Raw genomic sequence first — 20455 nt, 5'->3', positions numbered from 1 at the left:
TCATCGCAACGAGATTGCGTCAGCCGACCCCTGCCCGCTTCAGCGTCGCAAGCTCCGCCTCCATCGCCGCGATCTCCACGCGCAGGCCGGCGGCGTGGACGTCACGCTGCGCGATCTCGCCCGGGGTTTTCAGGTTCCAGGTATAGGTCTCGCTCAGGTTCTGGCGCTTGCGACGCAGCGCCTCGCGCAGCGCCAGGGCGTGGCTGCGGCGGGCGTCGGCGTCCGGGTCGAAGGGTACGACCGCATCGGGCGACGGGGGTGCCGCGCGCAGCACCTCCGGCAAAGGGGCCGGGGTCCAGGACGGGACCACATGGGCCGGCCAGAAGGCGCCGCCGCGGGCCACATCCTCGAACAAGCGGATCAGGGCCGACCAGCGCAGAGCCTCGACCCGGCGGGCGACGTGGCGGCTTGGCGGGGGTGGGCCGCCGCGCAGGATGAAATCGGTGCGGCCACCACCGGGGCCGATCCGCGTCACCACCGCGGCACGGAAGGATTGCGCCGCGACGGTCCCGAATTCCTGGCGCAGGAAGGCCTCCACCGCATCCAGCCCCGGCGCGGGGCCCAGCCCGCCCCGGTGGTGGCGCCAGGCGGCCATCACATCCCGTGCCGCCTGGCGCCGGGCGAAGCGCAGCATGGCGACGGTATGGAAGGCCTCGGCCAGCCAGTCCCAGGCGAAGGTCGCTTCGTAGACCAGGCGGAAACCCGCCTCGTAGCCCGCATCGCGCAGCGGCTGGAACCGCAGCACCAGCCAGGCGGCGGCCAGCGGGCCGATCACCCATAGCCGATCCTGCCATTCGCCATGGCCCTGCCACAGGTCCTGCGCGAGCCAGCCCGCGGCCAGCACCATCGCCGCATCCAACACGCCGCGCAGCAGGGTGACGGCCTTCGCCCCGCGCTTGGCGCGTGACGGCGGGACGGGGCTGCCGCCGCGCACACGGGGCGGCGGTTGGGGCTGGGGGGCGTCCGGGCGGTGGCGCGCGCTGGCGGCGGCGGCCAGCAGCGCCCGCAGGTCTGGCCGGCGCTCCGCCAGGCCCGATTGTTCGATCAGCGCGGCAAGGCGTTGCAATTCCTGGGCGACATGGGCGTCGGCCGCCATCGCTCAGGCTTTGGCATCGGGGGTGGGGCTCTCCATCGGCGCATGCTGCCAGGGGGCCATGAAGCATGCGTAAACCCCGGGTCGCATCGTGCGTAATTGATTGACAGTCGGCGATCCGGCTCTTGATCTGTAACAGCCCAAGGCGGGCGACGGGGAGACAACAATGACGAACCAACGCCACCTGCCGACGCGGCGGGCCTTTGGCGCCTTCGCCCTGGCCGGGATTTTGGCCGCCTGCGCCAGCGCCCCGGTGGTGCAGAGCCAGCCGCAGCGCGGCATTCTACAGATCCTGGCCGACGATTCCAGTTTCAGCCGCTTCACGACCGCCGCTGAACGCGCCGGGGTGGCGCAGGCCCTGGGCGGCGCTGGAACCTACACCGTCTTTGCCTTCACCAATTCGGGCTGGGAGGAACTGCCGGGCTTCCTGCGCGAAAGCCTGATGTCGGACACCGAGCGGCTGCGCCTGGCCGCCGTGATCAACAACCTGATCGTCGATGGCCGCCACACCATCGCCAGCATGGGCGGCCAGGTGCAGACCTACACCACGCGCAACGGATCACGCCTCACGGTCGATCCGCGCCAGGCCGGGCGGATCACGGTGGAATCGGCCGGGGGCGGCGGGCTTGGGGCCGGGGTGGCCAGCGTCGGCCTGCGCTCCGCGCGGCTGATCCGGCAGGATATCGAGGCATCGAACGGCGTCATCCACGTGCTGGACAGCATCATCGTGCCGTGACGGGCTGGACCGGTGCGCCATCGCGCCGGTCCAGCAGGCCCATGTCCAGCAATGGCACGCCGAGGCGGGTGGCCAAATCGCGCGTGGCGATCCCCCCGTCGCCACCGTCGTCGTGGCGCATGACCGGCAGGCTGCGGCCGGGGTCGGTCGCGTGTTCCAGGAACAGCCAGAGCCGCGCGCGACGGCTGCGCTGGCGCTGGCCGACCGCCATCCTGTTCGTGCCATCGGCCCATTGCCCGGGGTCCGTGACCTCCGTCCAGGATTCCAGCCAGGGGCGCAGCCCGGCGTAGTTGCCGATCGGTTCGCGCCAGTGTTCGGCGGTACTACCGGCGGCGGTGCGGCGGTCCAGGGTGACCATGCCCGCGGCGATCTGCGCCTGGCCGCGCCAGGGCAGCAGGCGGTCGATGGCGATGATGGCGGCCATGCCGAGCAGGGCGACGGTCATCTGCGCGGCCTCCAAGGCCTCGACATCGCCAAACGCCAGCGCCGCGAGCATCGCCAGGATCGCGATCGCCAGAATCACCTTCCAGAACGGCAGGATGCGGCCGACCGGGCGGTAGAGGATGGTGGCGCTGCCTGGCCCCGCGATCGTCGGTTCGGGACGGGTGAAGCCGTGGATGAAGAGCGACACGCGGTCGGGCGGGTATCGGGTCATGCCCCGAGGCTGCGCCGGAAGCAGGCCGGGCTGGAAGAAACAATTACGCCTGGGGAAAATCCCGTGGCCGGGCGCGATGACGCCGGCGCCCGCCCGGGGCACCGAACCGCGCCAGGAAGGGGGCGACCGCCAGCAGCGGCAGGGCCAGCAGCGCCAGCAGGGCAACCCGGGCCGCGACACCCCAGCCCAGCAGCGCCGCCGCCATCGCCGTCGCGCCCATCGTCAAGGCGTTCAGCAGCACGGCACACACCCACCAGCGGCGCAGGCGGGCGTGATGGCGGGCGACCAGGGTTTCGGGAACGGGGACCGCGGTTTCGACGACGCCATCCGGGCGCACGTCGTAAAGCCGGCCAGGATCGACGCGGAAAGGTTCCATTCCGCGCCGGACGGGTGGCTAGCGGCGCATGACCACGAAGACCGGGCCCTGGTGGCCCTGCTGCCGCATCCGGCGCACGCGCCACCACATGGCGCCGAAGGCGATGGCACCGGCGACCAGCACGACCGGGATCAGCACGGTCAGCGCCGCCAGCGCCAGCGCGCCCAGCGTCAGGGCCAGCCCGACGCCGGCGACCGCCATCGCGATGCGGCCGACCTTGCCGACGGCGCGGTCGATCGGTGCGGCGCCGCTCGTCGGTGGGTCAACGAAAGTGCCCTCGGGCGTCATGTCGAGGACGACGGGATGGGGACGGCGCGGATCGGTCATGGCAGGCATGTCGTCCGTCGGGGGCGCGTCTTCAAGCGGCGTTACGCAACATCATGTTTCGCTTGTGACGGCCCCTGCTCCGGCCGCACCACCAGGATGGTGCCGTCCACCGCCTCCACCCGCACCCGCGCGCCGATGGGCGGTTGCCCGGGCACATCGCGCGGCAGGCGGGCAGCCCAGTCGCTGTCGCCGATGCGCACGCGCTGGCCGGCGTTGTCCGGCGCCAGCATCACCCCGATCCGCCCCGCCAACCCGCTGTCGGCGGTGTTCAGCCGATGCGTCGGCTTCGGCCGGCCGCGCTTGAGCGAGAAGGTCACCCCGCCGGCCAGCAGCGCCAGGAAGATGACGCAGCTCGCCCAGAACGGCGGATCGAGGGCGGCCTCGGCCAGCCCCGTGCCGATCGCGGCGGTGCCGACCCAGAGCAGGTAGGCGCCCGGGACCAGCATTTCCGCCCCCAGCGCCACCAGCCCGGACAGGGTCCAGATCAACCAGGCAGCCATGGCGAGTCCCTCGGCACGGGCGCCGCACCCGGCAAGGCGCCCATCGGCGGCATCGGCGTCGGTTCCGGCGGCGGCCGGTGCGGGCGATTGCCGGTGCCGGTCGCGCCGCCGCCCGAAGGCGGCCCACCCTTGAGCAATTCCATCGCCTGGATGATGCCGCTGGCAAGCCCGGCGCTTTCCATCGGCAGCAGCACCAGCCGCGACTGGTTGGAGGAGACGATGGACTGGAAGGCGGCGACGTATTTCTCGGCGATGAAGTAGCGCAGGGCGGCCTCGCCAGCCTGGTCGGCCACGTCGGCGATCATCTGGGTCGCGGCGGCTTCGGCCTGGGCCAGGCGTTCGCGTGCCTCCGCGTCGCGATAGGCGGCGTCGCGGCGGCCCTCGGCGGCGAGCACGATGGCGGCCTTGGCGCCCTCGGCGCGCTTCACCTCGGCTTCACGGTCGCCCTCGGCCTTGGCGACGGTGGCGCGGCGTTCGCGTTCGCTGCTCATCTGCAGGTTCATCGCGCGGATCAGGTTTTCCGGCGGTTCGATCTTGCGTATCTCGACGCGGCTGACTTTCACGCCCCAGGGCTCGGTCGCACCATCCAGGATCGCCAGCAGCGAGGAGTTGATGCGGTCGCGGGAGGAGAGAGTCGCGTCCATCTCCATCTCACCAATCACCGCGCGGATATTGGTCATCGACAGGCTGGTGAGGGCCGAGGTCAAATCCTGCACGGCGTAGCCGGCGCGGGCCGGGTCCATGATGCGGAAATAGACGATGCCATCGACCGCGACCGTCGCATTGTCCTTGGTGATCACCGATTGCTCGGGGATATCCAGCACCTGTTCCTGCACATTCAGCCGGCGGCCGATGCGGTCGATATAGGGCACGATGAAATTCAGCCCCGGCGCCAGAAGCCGGGTGAAGGCACCAAATCGTTCGACGGCCCAGACCTCCCCCTGCGGGATGGTGCGGATGCCCTTGCTGACCGTGACAACGGCCAGGACCAGGATGACGAGCAGGACGATCGTGGTGCCGGAAATGGCGAAATCCATGCGCTTGGTCCCCTTGCGAGCGCCAAGCCTACGCGAGACGATGGGCGCTGCTAAGCCACGGTTGCGTCAGCGGGGTCGGGATGGGCGGGGAGGTTGCGCCGTGCAACCGCGCCCCTTCAGGCCAGGGCCACCAACCGCCCAGCGCCAAACAGCGCCCCGGCGCACAGGCCGTTCGCCGCCAGCAGCGGGCCCAGCATGGCCAGGCCGCGGGCTTCGTGCAGCAGCACCACGGCGCGCGGCAGGGCGACCAGCGTGCCCGTGAACCAGCACAACGCCGCCACTGGCACCGCGATCCAGGACACGTCCTGCACCCCGGCCAGGAAGGCCCCCAACACGCCGGCGGCCATGATCAGTAAACCCATGGGAAACGTCCTTTGATCCAGGCCCTTAATATTCGGCACAAAAGTTAACGGCGGCTTTAAGCTCTGCCTTGAAGCGATCCGCCCGTCGTGGTCAAAGCCCGCGATGACACAGACCCCACCGCATGGCCCCCAGGACCGCATCCTGATCCTGGACTTCGGCAGCCAAGTCACCCAGCTCATTGCCCGCCGCCTGCGCGAATCGGGCGTGTATTGCGAAGTCTGGCCCTTCAATAACGCCGCAGCCGAACGAATCGTCGCTTTCGCGCCAAAGGGAATTATCCTGTCCGGCGGGCCGGCGAGTGTGACCGAGGGTGCAAGCCCGCGGGCGCCGGATGCCATATTCGGCATGGGTCTGCCAATACTGGGCATCTGTTACGGCCAGCAGACCATGGCGGCGCAGTTGGGCGGCACGGTCGAGGGTGGGCACGCCCGCGAATTCGGCCGCGCCACGGTCGATATCACCGGCGATTGCGCGATCACCCAGGGCGTCTGGGCGCCGGGGGCACGCGAAGACGTCTGGATGAGCCACGGCGACCGCATCACCGTGCTGCCGCCGGGTTTCCGCGTCGTGGCAAGCAGCGAGGGCGCGCCCTTCGCCCTGATCGCCAATGACGCGCGCCATTACTACGGCACGATGTTCCATCCGGAGGTCGTGCATACCCCGCATGGCGCGGCCCTGCTGCGCAATTTCACGCATCTGGTCTGCGGCTGCACCGGGGACTGGACCATGGCCGGCTTCCGCGCCGAGGCCATTGCCCGCATCCGCGCGCAGGTCGGTTCGGGTCGCGTGATTTGCGGACTGTCGGGCGGGGTGGATTCCTCGGTGGCGGCGGTGCTGCTGCATGAGGCGATCGGCGACCAATTGACCTGCATCTATGTCGACCACGGGCTGATGCGGGCGAATGAAAGCACGCAGGTCGTGGCGACCTTCCGCGACCGCTTCAACATCCGCCTGGTGCATCGCGATGCCAGCGACATGTTCTTGGGCGAATTGGCCGGCGTCACCGACCCGGAGGCCAAGCGGAAGATCATCGGCCGCCTGTTCATCGAGGTCTTTGAAGAAGAGCAGACCAAGATCGGCGGCGCCGACTTCCTGGCGCAGGGCACGCTGTATCCGGATGTGATCGAAAGCGTGTCGGCGACCGGCGGGCCATCGGTCACGATCAAGTCGCACCACAATGTCGGCGGCCTGCCCGAGGGCATGCGGATGCAACTGGTCGAACCGCTGCGCGACCTGTTCAAGGACGAGGTCCGGGCGCTGGGCCGCGAATTGGGTATGCCGGAGGAGATCGTCGGCCGCCACCCCTTCCCCGGCCCCGGCCTGGCGATCCGCATTCCGGGCGAGGTGACGCGGGAACGCGCGGATATTCTGCGCAAGGCCGATACGATCTACCTGGAGGAGATCCGCAACGCGGGGCTCTACGACCAGATCTGGCAGGCGTTCGCCGTGCTGCTGCCGGTGCGGACGGTGGGGGTGATGGGCGATGGACGGACCTATGACCACGCCTGCGCGCTGCGGGCGGTGACCAGCACGGATGGGATGACGGCGGATGTGTATCCGTTCGAGGTCGCGTTCCTGACCCGGGTCGCGGGCCGGATCGTGAATGAGGTGCGGGGGATCAACCGGGTCACGTATGATGTGACGAGCAAGCCGCCCGGGACGATCGAGTGGGAGTGAGGGCTATGCCGGCACAGGACCAGCGCGGGCGAGACGCCTCCCCATGACCCCCACGCTCCATGGCATCAAGGCCTGCGACACGATGAAGAAGGCCCGCGCCTGGCTTGATTCGCACGGCGTCGCCTATCGCTTCCACGACTACAAGACCGCCGGCATCGATGCCGAGACGCTGCGCGGCTGGGCCGCCAAGGCCGGTTGGGAAACCCTGCTGAATCGCGCCGGCACCACCTTCCGCAAGCTGCCCGAGGCCCAGAAAACCGACCTGGACGAAGCCCGGGCCATCGCGCTGATGCTGGCGCAGCCATCCATGATCAAGCGCCCGGTGCTGACCCTGGGCGATGAGATCGTGGTCGGCTTCAAGCCCGAGGTGTACGCGCGGCACTTCGCCTAACGCGGATACAGCCGCCACTTGTATTCCGTGATCGCGAAGGGTCCCGGCACGCCCCAGCCGCGCCCCGATACGTTTTCCGGGGCGGTGTCTTCCTTCAGCAGGGCCACCAGGTCCTGCCGCACGCGCGGGTCGTTGCGGAAATACTGGTGGCCGATCCAGTTCAACTCGACACTGTTGGGCGGCATCGGCTTCACATCGATGCCGCCGATGACTTCGCTGTAGTCCACCACCTTCACATTCGGCGGCAGGTCGGCCGGATGGGCTGGGCCGGCGGTGCCGATCCTGTCGCCGCTATTGACGATCCCGGACACCAGCCAGACCGTGCCGTCGTCGCGGTTCACCGCGATCGTCACCCAATCGGCCAGGTCCGCCAGCGGGCGCAGCGTGCCGCAGGTCGGGCTGGCGGTCCGGCCGGGCAGGTCCAGCACATCGGCCACATCGTCGCCGGCCATGATGATGGCCTGGCGGAACAGCCCGATCGGCGGGCGGTCCACCTGGCCGGCCAGGGCCTGCATGGCGCCCCGGGTCGCGCGGGCGCCCATCGAATGGGCCATGTAGACCGGGCGCGAATCGGCATGCAGCCGGTCGATGGCAAGCAGCAGCCGCACCAGCGCCAGCCCGGCGCCGACCGAATCATTCTGGTCGTCGCGATAGGCTTCCAGCGATCCCTTGCCGTTGCTGGGCCAGGAAAAACTCAGCGGCACCAGGGGCGGCGACCCGTCGGCCTCCAGCCATTCGCACAAGGCGGCGGTGCGCGCGACGGCATCGGCAAAATGGTAGTTGAAGCCATGCACGAAGAGCAGCGGCAGCCCGCCCACCTTGGCGGCGATAGCGAACCAGTCGCGCAACACCTGGTCCAGCCCGGCGTCCGGATCGTCCTTTCGCGCCACTTCCGGCATGCCGGCGATGGGTTCGACCGAGGGGTCGGCATCGGCCTCACAGGCGACCACCCCGGCCCAGAGCCGCCCCGCCGGCGCCGCCGCCAGGTCGCCAAAGGCGATCTTGCTGTCGTCGTAGAAGCGGCTGGTGGCGAAGAAAACGCGGCGGACGGTCATGCCTGGCTCCCACAGGATCGGTTCGCGGCAGCATAGCCGAGGCCGCCCAGGCTTTGGGCAGGGATCGTGGCGGCATCGCATTGGTGCCGCGCAATTCCCCTTGCGCCGGGGGCGGATCGGCCCTGACATCCCGAGGTCTACCGAAATGGAGCCTCTGTCATGCGTGCCTTGCGTAAGTTCCTGCCTGCGCTGCTGCTGCCCGCGGCGCTGCTGAGCCAATCCCTGCCGGCCGAGGCCCAGGCGCCGGGGGTCATCCCCTCCTCCGACATCGTGGGGGCGATCCGGGCGCGCGGCATGCTGAATTGCGGTGTGGCCGATGGCACGGCCGGTTTCTCCGTGCCCGACAGCCAGGGCGTCTGGCGCGGCTGGTCGGTCGACCTGTGCCGGGCGGTCGCCTCGGTCGTGCTGGGCGATGCGAGCAAGGTGCGGATCGTGCCGACGACGACGCAGCAGCGCTTCACCGCCCTGCAATCGGGCGAAATCGACCTGCTGTTCCGCAGCACGACCTGGACCTTGAGCCGGGAAGCCAGCCTGGGGCTGCTGTTTGCCGGCATCGACATGTATGACGGCACCGGCTTCATGGTGAAGACCAGCACCGGGATCACCTCCGCGCGGGGGCTGGATGGCGCGACGGTCTGCGTGTCGCCGGGTTCCACCACGGAACTCAATGTCGCGGATTACTTCCGCACCTCGAACATGCGCTTCACCCCGGTGCTGATCGCCGATATCGAGGCGTTGCGCTCCGCCTTCATCAGCGGCCGCTGCGATGCCTATACGACCGACGTGTCGAGCCTGGCGGCCTTCCGTGCGAGCCAGGGGGCCGCTGCCGCGCAATACCGGCTGCTGCCCGAGGTGATCAGCAAGGAGCCGCTGGGGCCGGTCATCCGCAAGGGCGACTTCCGGTACTTCGACATGGTGCGCTGGACGCTGTTCGCGATGCTGACGGCCGAGGAACTGGGCATCACGAGCCAGAACATTGACACCTTCGCCACCAGCACCAATCCGGAAATCCAGCGCTTCCTCGGCCGCGCCGGTGACCTGGGGCAGATGCTGGGCACCGACAATGGCTGGGCGGCGCGGATCATCCGCCAGGTCGGCAATTATTCGGAAGTGTGGGAACGCAACATCACGCCGATCGGCTGGGACCGCGGGCCGAACCGGCTGTGGAACCAGGGTGGGTTGCAGTATCCGCCGCCGATGCGGTGAGGCGGGTTTCCCCCGGGGGCGATACGCCCGCCCCCGGGGGAGGCTTGTCAGCCGGCAAGGACGCCCGTCCGACGCGGATCGGCGACGTTCTCCCCAGGCGCCAGCCCGCCCAGTTCGGCCCGTAGTTTGGACAGGTCCAGTTGCAGGCCGGCGTCGTCCGGTGCGATCGCGATGGCCTGGACCAGGACATCATGGGCCGTGCCGTAATCCTTGCGCCGCGTTGCGATGACGCTGCGGAGGCGCAGGATGTTCACGCTTGCGTTGGGCGTCAGCGCATGCGCGGTCCCGGCCGCAGCATCCGCACCATCAAGATCGCCGTGAGCCAGGCGCATTTGGGCGAGTTGGAGATGCGCGCCCGCATCATCCGGCGCGTCCCGGATTGCCTGTTCAAGAAGCTGCACCGCCCGCGCCATGTTGTGACGACGTGATTCGATCCAGGCCAGTCGCTGCAAGAAGCGTGTGGTCCGGCCCGTAGCCCTGGCCAGGGCGGCTTCGGCTTGCTCCAGGGCGGCGTCCGGTTGGCCCTGGGCCATGCACAGGCCGGCCAGGTCGAAATAAGGCCAGGGGTCGCCGGGCACACGGGCGATCGCGTCGCGCAAAACCTGCTGGGCGGAGGGCGGGTTGCCGCGCCTGATCTCGATCTCCGCGAAGTGGCGCATGGCGGCAACCGGTGCTTCGGCACTGTGTGCGATCGCGGCCTCGGCCGCCGTTGCCGCGCCGTCCAGGTCGCCCTGTTCGGCCAATAGTTTGGACAGGTCCAGGTGCAGGCCGGCGTCGTCCGGTGCGATCGCGATGGCCTGGACCAGGACATCCTGGGCCGTGCGATGATCCTTGCGCCGCATTGCGATGACGCTGCGGAGGCGCAGGATGTTGATGCTTGCCGTGGGCGTCAGCGCATGCGCGATCCCGGCCGCGGCATCCGCACCATCAAGATCGCCGTGAGCCAGATGCATCTGGGCGAGTTGGAGATGTGCGCCCGCATCATCCGGCGCGTCGCGGGTTGCCTGTTCAAGAAGCTGCACCGCCCGCGCCATGTTGTGACGACGCGACTCAATCCAGGCCAGTCGCTGCAAGAACCGCGTGGCCTGGCCCGTGGCCCTGGCCAGGGCGGCTTCGGCTTGCTCCGCGGCGGCGTGCGTTTCGCCCTGGGCCATGTGCAAGCCGGCCAGGTCGAAATAGGGCCAGGGGTCGCCGGGCGCACAGGCGATCGCGTCGCGCAGAATCTGCTGGGCGGCGGACGGGTTGCCACGCCTGACCTCGATATCCGCCAGGCGGCGCATGGCGGCGACCGGCGCTTCGGCACTGTGTGCGACTGCGGCCTCGGCCGCCGATGCCGCGCCGTCCAGGTCGCCCTGGGTCATGCGCAGCCCGGCCAGGTCATGGTGCAGGCCCGCCTCGTGCGGCTCACGCCGGATGGCGTTTTCCAGCGCGGCCCGCGCCGCGTCGAAATTCTTCCGCCGCACTTCGATCTTGGCAAGCGTGCGATAAAAGGAGCTCAGCTTCGGGCCGTCGATTGCTTTCGCGCGATGCGGATTTGCCTCGGCTGGTGCAGGCCCGGCCGCAAGTCCTTCCGCCGATGCGACGAGGGGCGTGGCCTCGCGTTGCTCGCCCAACGACGATGCAGCGGAACGACGGGACGGGTCCGCGGCGGCGTCATCGTTGTTCTGCAAAGCAGCCGGCCGAACGAAACCAACCGAGGGATCACGCCCCCCGCCCACCGGCTCCATCCCCAACTGGCGCGCCATGCGCTGTCGCGCGGCGGGTTTCAGCGTTTCGTAGTCGTCGAGCAGCAGGCTCAGGCATTCCGGCGTCTGCACCGCGGCGGCTTCTTCCGCGGTCCAGCCCATCTGCTGCTTGCCCAGGCTGTGGATCAGGTTGCGCGTCAGGCGCCGGATCAGCACCCATTCCGTCACCTGGTGCGACAGCAGCGCGATCGTCGCCTGGTCGGCCGCCTGCGCGAACTCCGCCTCCAGCTCCGCCGCCAGGCGCGCGAAGGCCGCATAGCGGATGTTGACGAAAAGCTGGCGTGACGCGCGGTAGTAGCGCGCCGCGCGCCCGGCCAGGCCGCGTTCGGCCAATGCGTCGTCGTCCTCGACGATGATGATCTCCGGCGGCGTCGGCAGGCGCGGCCGTGGTGGCGCCGGCGGGGGTTTTGGCGCGGATGGCTTGGCGTCGTTCGGCGCGGTCGCCTCCTCGATCCGGGGCGCTGCCTTGGCCGGCGGCGGCTTCACCTCGCCGCGGGGCACGGGCCTGGGTGTCGAGGCATCCGTGATGCCAAGCTGCTGCATCAGATCCTGCAGGTCGGCCTTGATCTCCTGCAGGTAGTCTTCCGTCTCCGGCAGCATCGCATCGATGATGCGCTTCAACCAGGATGGGATATGCGCCCGCACGGCCTCGGCGAAGTCGGCGAAATGCACCTGGCGCTGGTCGCCGTCCTGGAAGCGCAGGAATTGCCGATAGACCTCGGGCTGCGCCCCGAAGGAGGCCGGCAGTTCGATCAGCACCGTGCACAGCCTGGCCGCGAAGGTGAAGCCGTAGGTCGGCGCTTCCAGCGCCCAGCGGCGCCCTTCCACCAGCGCATAGACCTCCCCGTCGGAGATCACCGCCCCCAGGCCGACCGGGTTCATCGCCGGCATCGGCCGGGTCGAATCCGCGGCGCGGAATCCGTAGTGCAGGATCAGCCCGGCTGGCGTCACGACCCGTTCCACCCGGTCGAAGAACGCCGCCCCGAGCGGCGGCGCGAAGACGGTTTCAACCCCGGCGACCGCGGCATCGAGCCGCAGTTCGACCCCCTCCGGCAGGCGGAAGAAGCGCCGGCTCAGGCTCTGCATCACCCAGTCGGCGGCGACCGGCGGGTTGTCGGCATAGGGTGCGGCGACCGTGTCCTGGTCGAGCGTGTTGCCCATCAGGATGACCTCGGTCCAGTCGTGGCCCAGGTCGTGTTCGCCCTCGGCCCGGCACAGGGCGGTGACATCGACGACCTCGAGCCCGCCCTGCACCCCCGGGGCGCTCTGCCGCAGACGGCCATAGACGCCGTTGCGCTGGCCGATGACGATCTGCGACACGCGGCCGTCCTGGCAGGAGCGGTACATCAGGCCGAACTTGTTGGACGCGAGCGAGGCGACCTTGGCCCCCATGCCGAAATTGCCGTCCAGCGCCACGGTCTTGAACAGCGAGGAGGACAGGTCGGAGATCTTCAGCAATTCCTCCGGTGACAATCCGCGGCCGGTGTTCCACAGCCGCAGCTTCATCGCGTCGCCGACCGAACAGGCGCTGATGCGGACCTGGGGCGCGGCCCCGGTGGCGCTGCGTGCCGCCTCCAGCGCGTTCACGACCAGTTCGCGCAGCATCATCGTCTTGGGGCAACGCTCGATCGTGGAGGCGACCATGAAGGCCTCATCGGCGATGCGCAGCGGGACGACGACGGTGTTGGGGTGCATCGGCAGCAGGTCTCCAAGTTTCGGCACCTTCGGGATGGGCCCGAAGGACTGGCGTAGCGTCTGTTGGGATTTCTTGGCGCGGCTTTGTAGCAAGCGTTCGCCTGAGCTTTTACCCTGTCCGTGCTTGGCGCGTCCACCGGATTGCCGTGTCGCGGGGCCACGACCACGTGACACGGAGCTGCCCCAAAAATACCACATGGACCGGCGGGTGAGGTGTTTGCGCCGCGACCTGGGGACCGGTCGCCCTTGACTGAGGATCAGGCCGCCGCGGTCCTTCGGGCAAGACGTTGCGCCAGACCGATGGGGCCGGATGTCGCGCCGGTGTATGTTTTATTGCCGGCGCCAATTTTTGCGATGACGGCGCCCGTCGCGCGACGTCCATTTTTGTGGCCCGGCTGGTGGTTTGCGGCCAGCGGCATCGGTGGCCATAACGGCGCCATGTCCATGGAGCCTGCATCGATGCGCGAACAGTACGCCAAGGCCGGCCGCGCGGATCCGCGCCCGGGCCTTCGCATGGCGGGCTCTCTCCGCCGCGCCGCATCAAGGAGCCTGACCGCGTGAGCACCCCGCCATTGGACGCCGCGACCGAGGCCCTGTTCCAGGATCTGCAGGCCCAGCCGCGCGACGCCCGCCGTCGGGTACGCCTGGCGGTCGCCCTGACGCGCGCCGGCGCCCATGAACGCGCGATCGCGGTGCTGGCCGAAGGCCTGGCCGAGACACCGGATGCGACCGAACTCCTGGCGCAGCATTGCGTGGCGCTGCGCATCGGCCGGCGCTTCGACGACGCCGACCACGCGCTGGTGGCCTTGGCCGCGGTCGCGCCCGACCATCCGCGCCTGCATCAAATGCGCGGCGACCTGGCTGTGGCGCACGGCGACTGGGCCGCCGCGGTCGAACACTATGCCGCCGATGTCGCCGCCGCCCCACGGGAAGCCTATCGCCGCACAAGGCTGGCACAGGCCCTGTACCGCACGGGGGCGCATGAACGCGCGATCGCCATGCTGGCCGAAGGCCTGGCCGAGACACCGGATTCGCCGGAATTGCTGGCGCAGCATTGCACGGCGCTGCGCGTCGGCGGGCGCTTCGACGACGCCCACCAAGCGCTCGTGGCCTTGGCCGCGGTCGCACCCGACCATCCGCGCCTGCATCAGATGCGCGGCGAAGTGGCCGCGGCGCGCGGCGACTGGGCCGCCGCGGTCGAACACTATGCCGCCGACGTCGCCGCCGCCCCGCGGGAAGCCTATCGCCGCACAAGGCTGGCACAGGCCCTGTACCGCACGGGCGCCCATGAACGCGCGATCGCGGTGCTGGACGAAGGCCTGGCCGAGGCACCGGATTCGTCGGAACTCCTGGCGCAGCATTGCACGGCGCTGCGCATCGGCGGGCGCTTCGACGACGCCCACCAAGCGCTCGTGGCCTTGGCCGCGGTCGCACCCGACCATCCGCGCCTGCATCAGATGCGCGGCGAAGTGGCCGCTGCGCGCGGCGAGTGGGCCGCCGCGGTCGAACACTATGCCGCCGATGTCGCCGCCGCACCGCGGGAGGCCTATCGCCGCACAAGGCTGGCGCAGGCCCTGTGCCGCACCGAAGCCTATGACCGGGCGATCGCCGTCGTATCGGAAGGCCTGGCCGAGGCACCGCAGTCACCCGACCTCCTGATGCAGCATTGCGTGGCACTGCGGCTCGCCGGGCGGTTCGACGAGGCCGGTGCCGCGACCATGGCACTGGCGCGGGCGCAGCCGGACCACCGGCTACTGCATCAGATGCGCGGTGACCTGGCGTCGGCGCGCGGCGACCTGCCCGACGCGATCCTGCATTACCGCGCCGACGCCGCCGCCGCCCCGCACGAAGCCCATCGCAAGGCACGGCTGGCGCAGGCGCTGGACCGCGCGGGCGAACACACGCAATCGCTCGCCATGCTGGCCGAAGGCCTGCAGGCGGAACCGGATTCACCGGACCTGCTGGCACAGACCTGCGTGACGCTGCGCCTGGCCGGACAGTACGAGGATGCGGCGTCGGCCATCGCTGCCCTTGCACGGGCAAGCCCGGATCACCCGCGCCTGCATCTTCTGCGCGGCGAACTGGCCCTGGTATGCGGCGAGCATGTCACCGCGAATGCGCATTTCCGCGCCGACCTCCTGGCGAACCCGAAGGATGCGGGGCGGCGGATGCGTCTGTCGCACGGGCTGCGGCGCATTGGCGACCTGCAGGGGGCCTTGGCGCTGATGGACGCCGTGCAGGACCCCTCCCCGTCCGAACGCGCCGTGCGCGCCGAAATCCTGATGGAACTGGGCCAGTTCGACGAGGTGGACCAGCTCCTCGACTCCTGGACCGAGGATCGGAACAGCGCGCCAAGATTACGCGTCGCGGCGCAGCGTGCGGCGCTGCGCTACGATCACAGCACCGCCATCGACCTTGCCGAGGCGTTGCTGGCGCTGACGCCGGAGGATTCGCGCGCAGCACTGTTCCGTGCGAAGGCCGCCACCTTCCTGTTCCAGACCGATCGCGCCTGGGAGGCCATGGGCCAGGTCGCCATCACCCCGCCAGGCGGCGGCCCGCCGCGGCGCGGGCGCGGCCGGTTGCGTCACCTCTTTGGCCAGATCATCAACGAACAGCGCCTGTGCCCGGAGGAGACAGCCGTGCTCGCCGCGGCCTCCGGTGCGGGCGGTGTGCATCTGGCGGTCACGGCCGCCCCCTTCCTGCGGGATGGGACGGAAAACATCGGCCCGGCGGTCGCCTTGCTGACCGGGCTTGCGCGTGCCGGACGACTGGCGGATCGCGCTGATCACGACCCCACGGCGGCCGCGATCCCAAGGATCCTCCATCAATACTGGGACGCCGTCGAACCGCCGGAGGAGGTCGTCCACCTCATGGATCATGCCAAGGCGGCGAACCCCGGTTTCGCCTATCACCTCTGGCATGATGCGACGGCCCGCGCCTTCCTGGAGAAGCGGGCAAGGCCGGAGATCCTGCGCGCCTACAGGACGGCCAAGCATGTCGTGATGCGCGCTGATCTCCTGCGGCTCGCGTTGCTCGATGCCGAAGGCGGTGTCTATCTCGATGCGGATGACCTGTGCGTCGGCGCGCTGGACAGGCTGCTGCCGGCGGGGTCGCGCATGGTCGTCTATCAGGAGGACTTTGGCTCCATCGGCAACAACTTCCTCGCCGCGGCACCCGGCGATCCCTTGATCGCGGAGGCCCTGGGCCTCGCGGCGTCAGCGATCCTCAGCGGCGCGTCGGAGACCATCTGGCTCGCGACCGGCCCTGGCCTGATCTCGCGCGTCGTGGCGCGCGCCATCGCGGCCACGCCTGGCCTGGCTTTGCCGAGCGGCCTGCATATTGTGTCCCTGTCGCAATTCCTGCGCGTCATCCGGCCGCACCAACGCGTGAGCTACAAGATCGGCGCGGGGCACTGGAGCCGGAGCATGTGATCCCGCGCCGCATGGCCATCGGCCCGCGGGATCCCCCTGAACGCCGCTGGCTGCCGCGGCGTATATTCACCCTGTCGGCCGGGCGTGCCTGCGCCACCCGGCCGTTTGCGGGGGGGGGGGGGGTCGCTAGACCGCGATGCGTTCGCATTCGCTCACGCATCGCGGTCTAGCTTGTTGTTTTGTCGTGTGATTCAACCCTGCGGCGCATTCGCGCCTACGGCCATCACGCTCTAGGTCCCCACCACCCCGCCGCCACGCTTGACGATGGCGATGACCGACGGCCGCGGCGGCATGCCATCCGCGAAATCCGGCCAGCGGGTGGACGGGGTTTCGAAGGTGCTGCCGCTGTCCTCGCCCGGGTGCTGGATCGCCAGGAACAGCGTCGTATCATCGGGGGTGAAGGTCGGGCCGCAGACCTCGCCGCCGGTCGGCGCCTGGTAGAACAGGCGGGTCAGCGCCCGCCCCGGCCCCGATGTGTCGGCGGCCCAGATGCCATCGGCGATGCCGGCCGCGGAGGGCGCGCCATCGGTCGAAATCCAGATCCGGCCCTTGCTGTCGAAAGCACAATTGTCCGGGCAGGACAGCCAGCCCTGGTCGGTCGTCGCACGGTGGTAGCGGGCGCCGGCATCCTGGCCAGGCTTGCCGGCCAGCAGGAACAATTCCCACCGGGCATTGGCATTGGCGTGATCGACGGCGCGACCGCCGGCGCCGGGGGGCACGATTTCCAGCACATGGCCATGCGCGTTGCGCGGTCGCGGATTGGCGGCCGACAGGCGTTCGGCGGTGCGGTTGCCGTTGTTGGTCAGCATCACATAGACGCGGCCGGTGACGGGGTTGGCTTCCACATCCTCCGGCCGATCCATCGGGGTGGCACCCAGCAGGTCGGCGGCGCGGCGCGTCTCGATGGCGATATCGGCCTGGCTGGCGAAGCCATTGGCCGCCGTCAGCGGCCCCTGGCCATGCACCAGCGGCAGCCATTCCAGCTTGCCGTCGTCGAGGAACTTGCCGACGAAGAGCGTGCCCTCGTCCAGCAGGTCGCGGTTGGCGGCGGGGTTGTTGCGATCCATCGGCCGGGCGGTGACGAATTTGTAGACGTAGTCGAAGCGCTCATCATCGCCCATGTAGAAGACCACGCGCCCATCCGGGTTCACCGCCATGGTGCAGCCCTCGTGCTTGAAACGGCCGAGGGCGGTGCGCTTCACGGGGACCGAGGTGGGGTCATAGGGGTCGAATTCGACGATCCAGCCGAAGCGGTTGGGCTCGTTCGGTTCGCGGTTCAGGTCGAAGCGTGGTTCGAAGCGGCCCCAGGGGTTGGCGGCCTCGGCCACGATGCCATAGCGGCGGTAGGAGTCGGCCTGCGCGCCCGTGGTCGCCGCGGTGCCACCAAAATAGTTGTTGAAGTTCTCCTCGCACGTGATGACCGTGCCCCAGGGGGTATTGCCGCCGGCGCAATTGTTGATCGTGCCGCGCACCAGGCGCCCGGTCGGGTCGGCCGAGGTCTTCATCTTGTCATGCCCGGCGGCAGGGCCGCTGACGCGCATTTCGGTATCGGCGGTGATGCGGCGGTTCAGCGTGCTGTTGGGCACGTAGGACCAGCGGCCATCGACGCGGCGCAGTTCCACGACGCTCATGCCATGGGCCATGCGCTCGGCCGCGGCCTGTTCGGCGGTGACGCGCAGGCGCGCCGCACTGCCCGAACCGACGCCGGCGAACATCAGGCCGGGGTTGGTATACTCGTGATTGACCGCGAGCAGCCCGTGGTCCGACCCGGTGCTGCCCTTGGGCAGCGGGAAGAAGTCCAGGTAGTCGTTGTTGTAGCCGAACTGCGTCGCCTGGCTCGCGGCGGTGACGCGGGCGGGGTCGAAGGCGGGGGCATCGGCCAGGATCGGATCGCCCCAGCGGATCACGGTCTGGATCTCATACCCATCGGCCACCGCGTCGCGTTGGGAGAGTTGCAGCCGCAATTCCGGGAAGGTCAGCGTGGAAGGACCGCCCGTCATCGGCACGGCAGCCTGCGCCAGCGCCGGCTGCGCCGCCGCCACAAGCTGGTCGGCCAGCGTCGCGGCACCCAGGCCCATCAGCGCCGCGCGGCGCGACAGGCGCCGTTCGGCGATCTGCTGGATGGTGTCGCGGGGGGCCGGGTTGCTGCCGATGTCTTCGAGTTCGACGCCGTCGATACCGGCGTGGCGCGCCGCGATATCAGGGGGGGAAAGGCTATCGGGCATGGGGCAATCCTGTGCGTTGTGCGCGATGCAAGAGGGCCGTCGCGCGGCACGCGGAAAATGCCCATCCCCGGCGGCACCGCAATGCGGGCTGCGTGAAGATGGTGTGACAGTCGCAGGCGCTGGGGGCGATGGAAGTATTGGGGAAGTAGCGCCTTGAAAGGGGCTTTGCCCCTTTCAAACTTTCTCCACCAAGGGGCCGTGGCCCCTTGGAACCCACGGCGTTTGGCGGAATAAAGAGAGGGGCGTCATTGGCGTCCCCTTGGTCACGGGTGCTCCATGCCCCTCTCTTTATTCTGCCAATACATCGCGCCGGTCCAGGGGCGGCGGCCCCTGGTGGGGGAGGTGTGGAGGGGGCAAAGCCCTCTCCACGGCGCAACCGCCCAATACTTCTCCCACCCCCGTCACCAGCCGCCCTGGCGTGCCAGCCCCACCAGGGTCGTGCGTGGTGGCAGGTTCGGGTCCAGGGCGGGCCAGCGGGTGGTGGGGTTAGCCCAGGTGGCGCCGGGTTCATTGCCGGGGGTACGGGCGATGGTCAGCAGGGTCGCGCCTTCGGCCGAGACGGCGACGCCGCCAACCGAGGCGCCGCGCGGCACGGCATAGACCGCACGGGCTGCGCCATCGGGGCCGATGCCGAAGAGCGCGTCCGGTTGCTCGCCAGTGCCGCGCCGGTCGGTGCCGACCCAAAGCGAGCCGCGCGGCCCAAAACCGACGACATCCGGGGCGGCCAGCAGCGGCGGGCCGGGCGGTGGCGGCGGGGGGGCGTTGCGGGCGGGGGGCGGGGTGGGCGCGGGCCAGGCGCCGGCGACCAGGCGGCGGCGGGCCATGTCGCGCCCGGCCCAGTCGCCGCCGGAGGTGACTTCGATCACCTCGCCGGCGCTGCCGCCGCTGCCGCGGCAGGCGACGACCAGGCGGGTGCCGCGGATGGCGAGACCGGAGGGGGCGTCGAAGGCGGCGGCATTGGTGGCGACGGCGGATTGGGCGGCGTTCAGCACCGCATCGGCGCCGCTGGGCAGGTCGGCCCAGGCGATGCCGCCGCCGCTGGCCGTGGCGACGGAGAGCGTGCCTTCATCCAAGGCATCCGGCCCGGCGGGGCCGGCCGAGACGAAGCGGAACAGGCCGCCGCCGGCGCGGCGGTCGGTCATGAAGACCACGGCCCGGCCATCGGCCGACAGCGCGGCGGCGGCGTCGCCGTGGTTGAAGCGGCCAAGGGCGGTGCGCTTGACTGGTACCGAGGCGGGGTCCTGCGGGTCCAGTTCCGCGACCCAGCCGAAGCGGTTGGCCTCCGCGAAGCGGCCATCGAGGCCACGCAGGCGGGTCAGCCAATCGGTCGGGTCGCCTTCGGTCAGCAGCAGGCTGCCCCAGGGCGTGGCGCAGCCGCCGGTGATGCCGACCAGGCCCTGGATCGAACCGCCGGTGCGGGGCACGGCGGGGCCGGTGATGCGGCACAGCGTATCGGCGGTCAGGCGGCGGGACTGGAAGCCGCCGTCCACGATGATCCAGCGGGCGCCCTGCCGTTGCAGGTTCAGCAGGGTCGCGCCCTGCATCTGGGCGGCCACGGCCGGGCGGGCGGCCCCGCCGGGCCAGGCCAGGGCGGGATCGACGGTCGGGTGGGCGACGGCCAGCACCGCGCGCGGGATGCCATCGGCGGCGGGGGGCGATGGGATGACGCCGCAGATCCGCCCGTCCCAGCCGAATTGCGAACCGGCGGATTCGGGCGTCGGCGCATTGGGGTCGAAGGGCGGCGCGTCATAGGTGACGCGGTCGCCCCAGCGGACCAGGACCTCCCGCGTCACGCCCGGGGCCAGGGTGTCGTCCTGCTTCAGGCCCCAGCCATTGGGGAGGACCCCGTTGGTCTGGGCCAGGACGGGAAGTGCCGGGGAAGCCAATGCGGCGGCGAGGAGGGTGCGGCGATCGATCATGCGCCGGACCCTGCCAAAGCGGGC

16 protein-coding genes are annotated in these 20455 nt (G+C 70.0%); 5 read left to right on the top strand and 11 right to left on the bottom strand.

Annotated elements, in window-relative coordinates:
* Window positions 1–19 precede the first annotated feature (19 nt).
* Entirely contained in the window at window positions 20–1096 is a 1077-nt protein-coding gene (locus ACQW02_RS07545) for a hypothetical protein (RefSeq protein ID WP_431284652.1), read from the bottom strand.
* A 163-nt stretch (window positions 1097–1259) separates the two neighbouring features.
* Here ACQW02_RS07545 and ACQW02_RS07540 point away from each other — a divergent pair, with 163 nt between their 5' ends.
* Complete coding sequence (locus ACQW02_RS07540; RefSeq protein ID WP_431284651.1) at window positions 1260–1829, top strand: fasciclin domain-containing protein; 570 nt, start codon at window positions 1260–1262, stop codon at window positions 1827–1829.
* On the opposite strand, the gene ACQW02_RS07535 is transcribed toward ACQW02_RS07540, so the two are convergent.
* The 6 genes from ACQW02_RS07535 to ACQW02_RS07510 form a co-directional block, all read right to left on the bottom strand.
* The gene (locus ACQW02_RS07535; RefSeq protein ID WP_431284650.1) at window positions 1816–2484 is read right to left on the bottom strand and encodes a hypothetical protein; all 669 of its coding nucleotides are present in this window, start codon (window positions 2482–2484) and stop codon (window positions 1816–1818) included. The two genes, ACQW02_RS07540 and ACQW02_RS07535, sit on opposite strands and share 14 nt — an antisense overlap.
* Window positions 2485–2527: 43 nt before the next feature.
* A complete protein-coding gene (locus tag ACQW02_RS07530; protein WP_431284649.1) occupies window positions 2528–2860 on the bottom strand; it encodes a hypothetical protein in 333 nt (110 codons plus the stop codon).
* An 18-nt stretch (window positions 2861–2878) separates the two neighbouring features.
* A complete protein-coding gene (locus ACQW02_RS07525; RefSeq protein WP_431284648.1) occupies window positions 2879–3187 on the bottom strand; it encodes a hypothetical protein in 309 nt (102 codons plus the stop codon).
* 41 nt (window positions 3188–3228) lie between these two features.
* Complete coding sequence (locus ACQW02_RS07520) at window positions 3229–3687, bottom strand: NfeD family protein (protein ID WP_431284647.1); 459 nt, start codon at window positions 3685–3687, stop codon at window positions 3229–3231.
* Window positions 3672–4724 carry an SPFH domain-containing protein gene (locus tag ACQW02_RS07515; RefSeq protein WP_431284646.1) on the bottom strand — a complete coding sequence of 351 codons (1053 nt, stop codon included), beginning with the start codon at window positions 4722–4724 and terminating at the stop codon, window positions 3672–3674. Before ACQW02_RS07515 ends, ACQW02_RS07520 begins: the two co-directional genes overlap by 16 nt.
* Before the next feature lie 116 nt (window positions 4725–4840).
* Window positions 4841–5086 (bottom strand): hypothetical protein, encoded by a 246-nt coding sequence (locus ACQW02_RS07510; protein WP_431284645.1) that lies wholly within the window; start codon window positions 5084–5086, stop codon window positions 4841–4843.
* Between the two features lie 103 nt (window positions 5087–5189).
* Here ACQW02_RS07510 and guaA point away from each other — a divergent pair, with 103 nt between their 5' ends.
* Window positions 5190–6764 carry a glutamine-hydrolyzing GMP synthase gene (gene guaA / locus ACQW02_RS07505; protein ID WP_431284644.1) on the top strand — a complete coding sequence of 525 codons (1575 nt, stop codon included), beginning with the start codon at window positions 5190–5192 and terminating at the stop codon, window positions 6762–6764.
* A 43-nt stretch (window positions 6765–6807) separates the two neighbouring features.
* Window positions 6808–7155 (top strand): ArsC family reductase, encoded by a 348-nt coding sequence (locus ACQW02_RS07500; protein WP_431284643.1) that lies wholly within the window; start codon window positions 6808–6810, stop codon window positions 7153–7155.
* Here the strand turns inward: ACQW02_RS07500 and ACQW02_RS07495 are convergent.
* A complete protein-coding gene (locus ACQW02_RS07495; RefSeq protein ID WP_431284642.1) occupies window positions 7152–8210 on the bottom strand; it encodes an alpha/beta hydrolase in 1059 nt (352 codons plus the stop codon). The two genes, ACQW02_RS07500 and ACQW02_RS07495, sit on opposite strands and share 4 nt — an antisense overlap.
* Window positions 8211–8369: 159 nt before the next feature.
* On the opposite strand from ACQW02_RS07495, the gene ACQW02_RS07490 reads away from it, so the two are divergent.
* On the top strand, window positions 8370–9416 hold the full coding sequence (locus ACQW02_RS07490; RefSeq protein ID WP_431284641.1) for an amino acid ABC transporter substrate-binding protein: 1047 nt from the start codon (window positions 8370–8372) through the stop codon (window positions 9414–9416).
* A gap of 47 nt (window positions 9417–9463) precedes the next feature.
* On the opposite strand, the gene ACQW02_RS07485 is transcribed toward ACQW02_RS07490, so the two are convergent.
* The gene (locus ACQW02_RS07485) at window positions 9464–12856 is read right to left on the bottom strand and encodes a tetratricopeptide repeat protein (RefSeq protein WP_431284640.1); all 3393 of its coding nucleotides are present in this window, start codon (window positions 12854–12856) and stop codon (window positions 9464–9466) included.
* 557 nt (window positions 12857–13413) lie between these two features.
* Between ACQW02_RS07485 and ACQW02_RS07480 the strand changes: the two genes are divergently transcribed.
* The gene (locus ACQW02_RS07480) at window positions 13414–16287 is read left to right on the top strand and encodes a tetratricopeptide repeat protein (protein WP_431284639.1); all 2874 of its coding nucleotides are present in this window, start codon (window positions 13414–13416) and stop codon (window positions 16285–16287) included.
* 230 nt (window positions 16288–16517) lie between these two features.
* On the opposite strand, the gene ACQW02_RS07475 is transcribed toward ACQW02_RS07480, so the two are convergent.
* Window positions 16518–18512, bottom strand: coding sequence for a PhoX family protein (locus ACQW02_RS07475; RefSeq protein WP_431284638.1), 1995 nt, complete (start codon window positions 18510–18512; stop codon window positions 16518–16520).
* A 401-nt stretch (window positions 18513–18913) separates the two neighbouring features.
* Window positions 18914–20431: a PhoX family protein gene (locus ACQW02_RS07470; protein WP_431284637.1), complete on the bottom strand. Its 1518-nt coding sequence runs from the start codon at window positions 20429–20431 to the stop codon at window positions 18914–18916.
* Window positions 20432–20455: the final 24 nt, after the last annotated feature.

The organism is Humitalea sp. 24SJ18S-53 (assembly GCF_050632385.1).
In the GTDB taxonomy this organism is placed as follows: domain Bacteria; phylum Pseudomonadota; class Alphaproteobacteria; order Acetobacterales; family Acetobacteraceae; genus Humitalea.
This window is presented reverse-complemented; position numbering and strand designations above follow the sequence as displayed.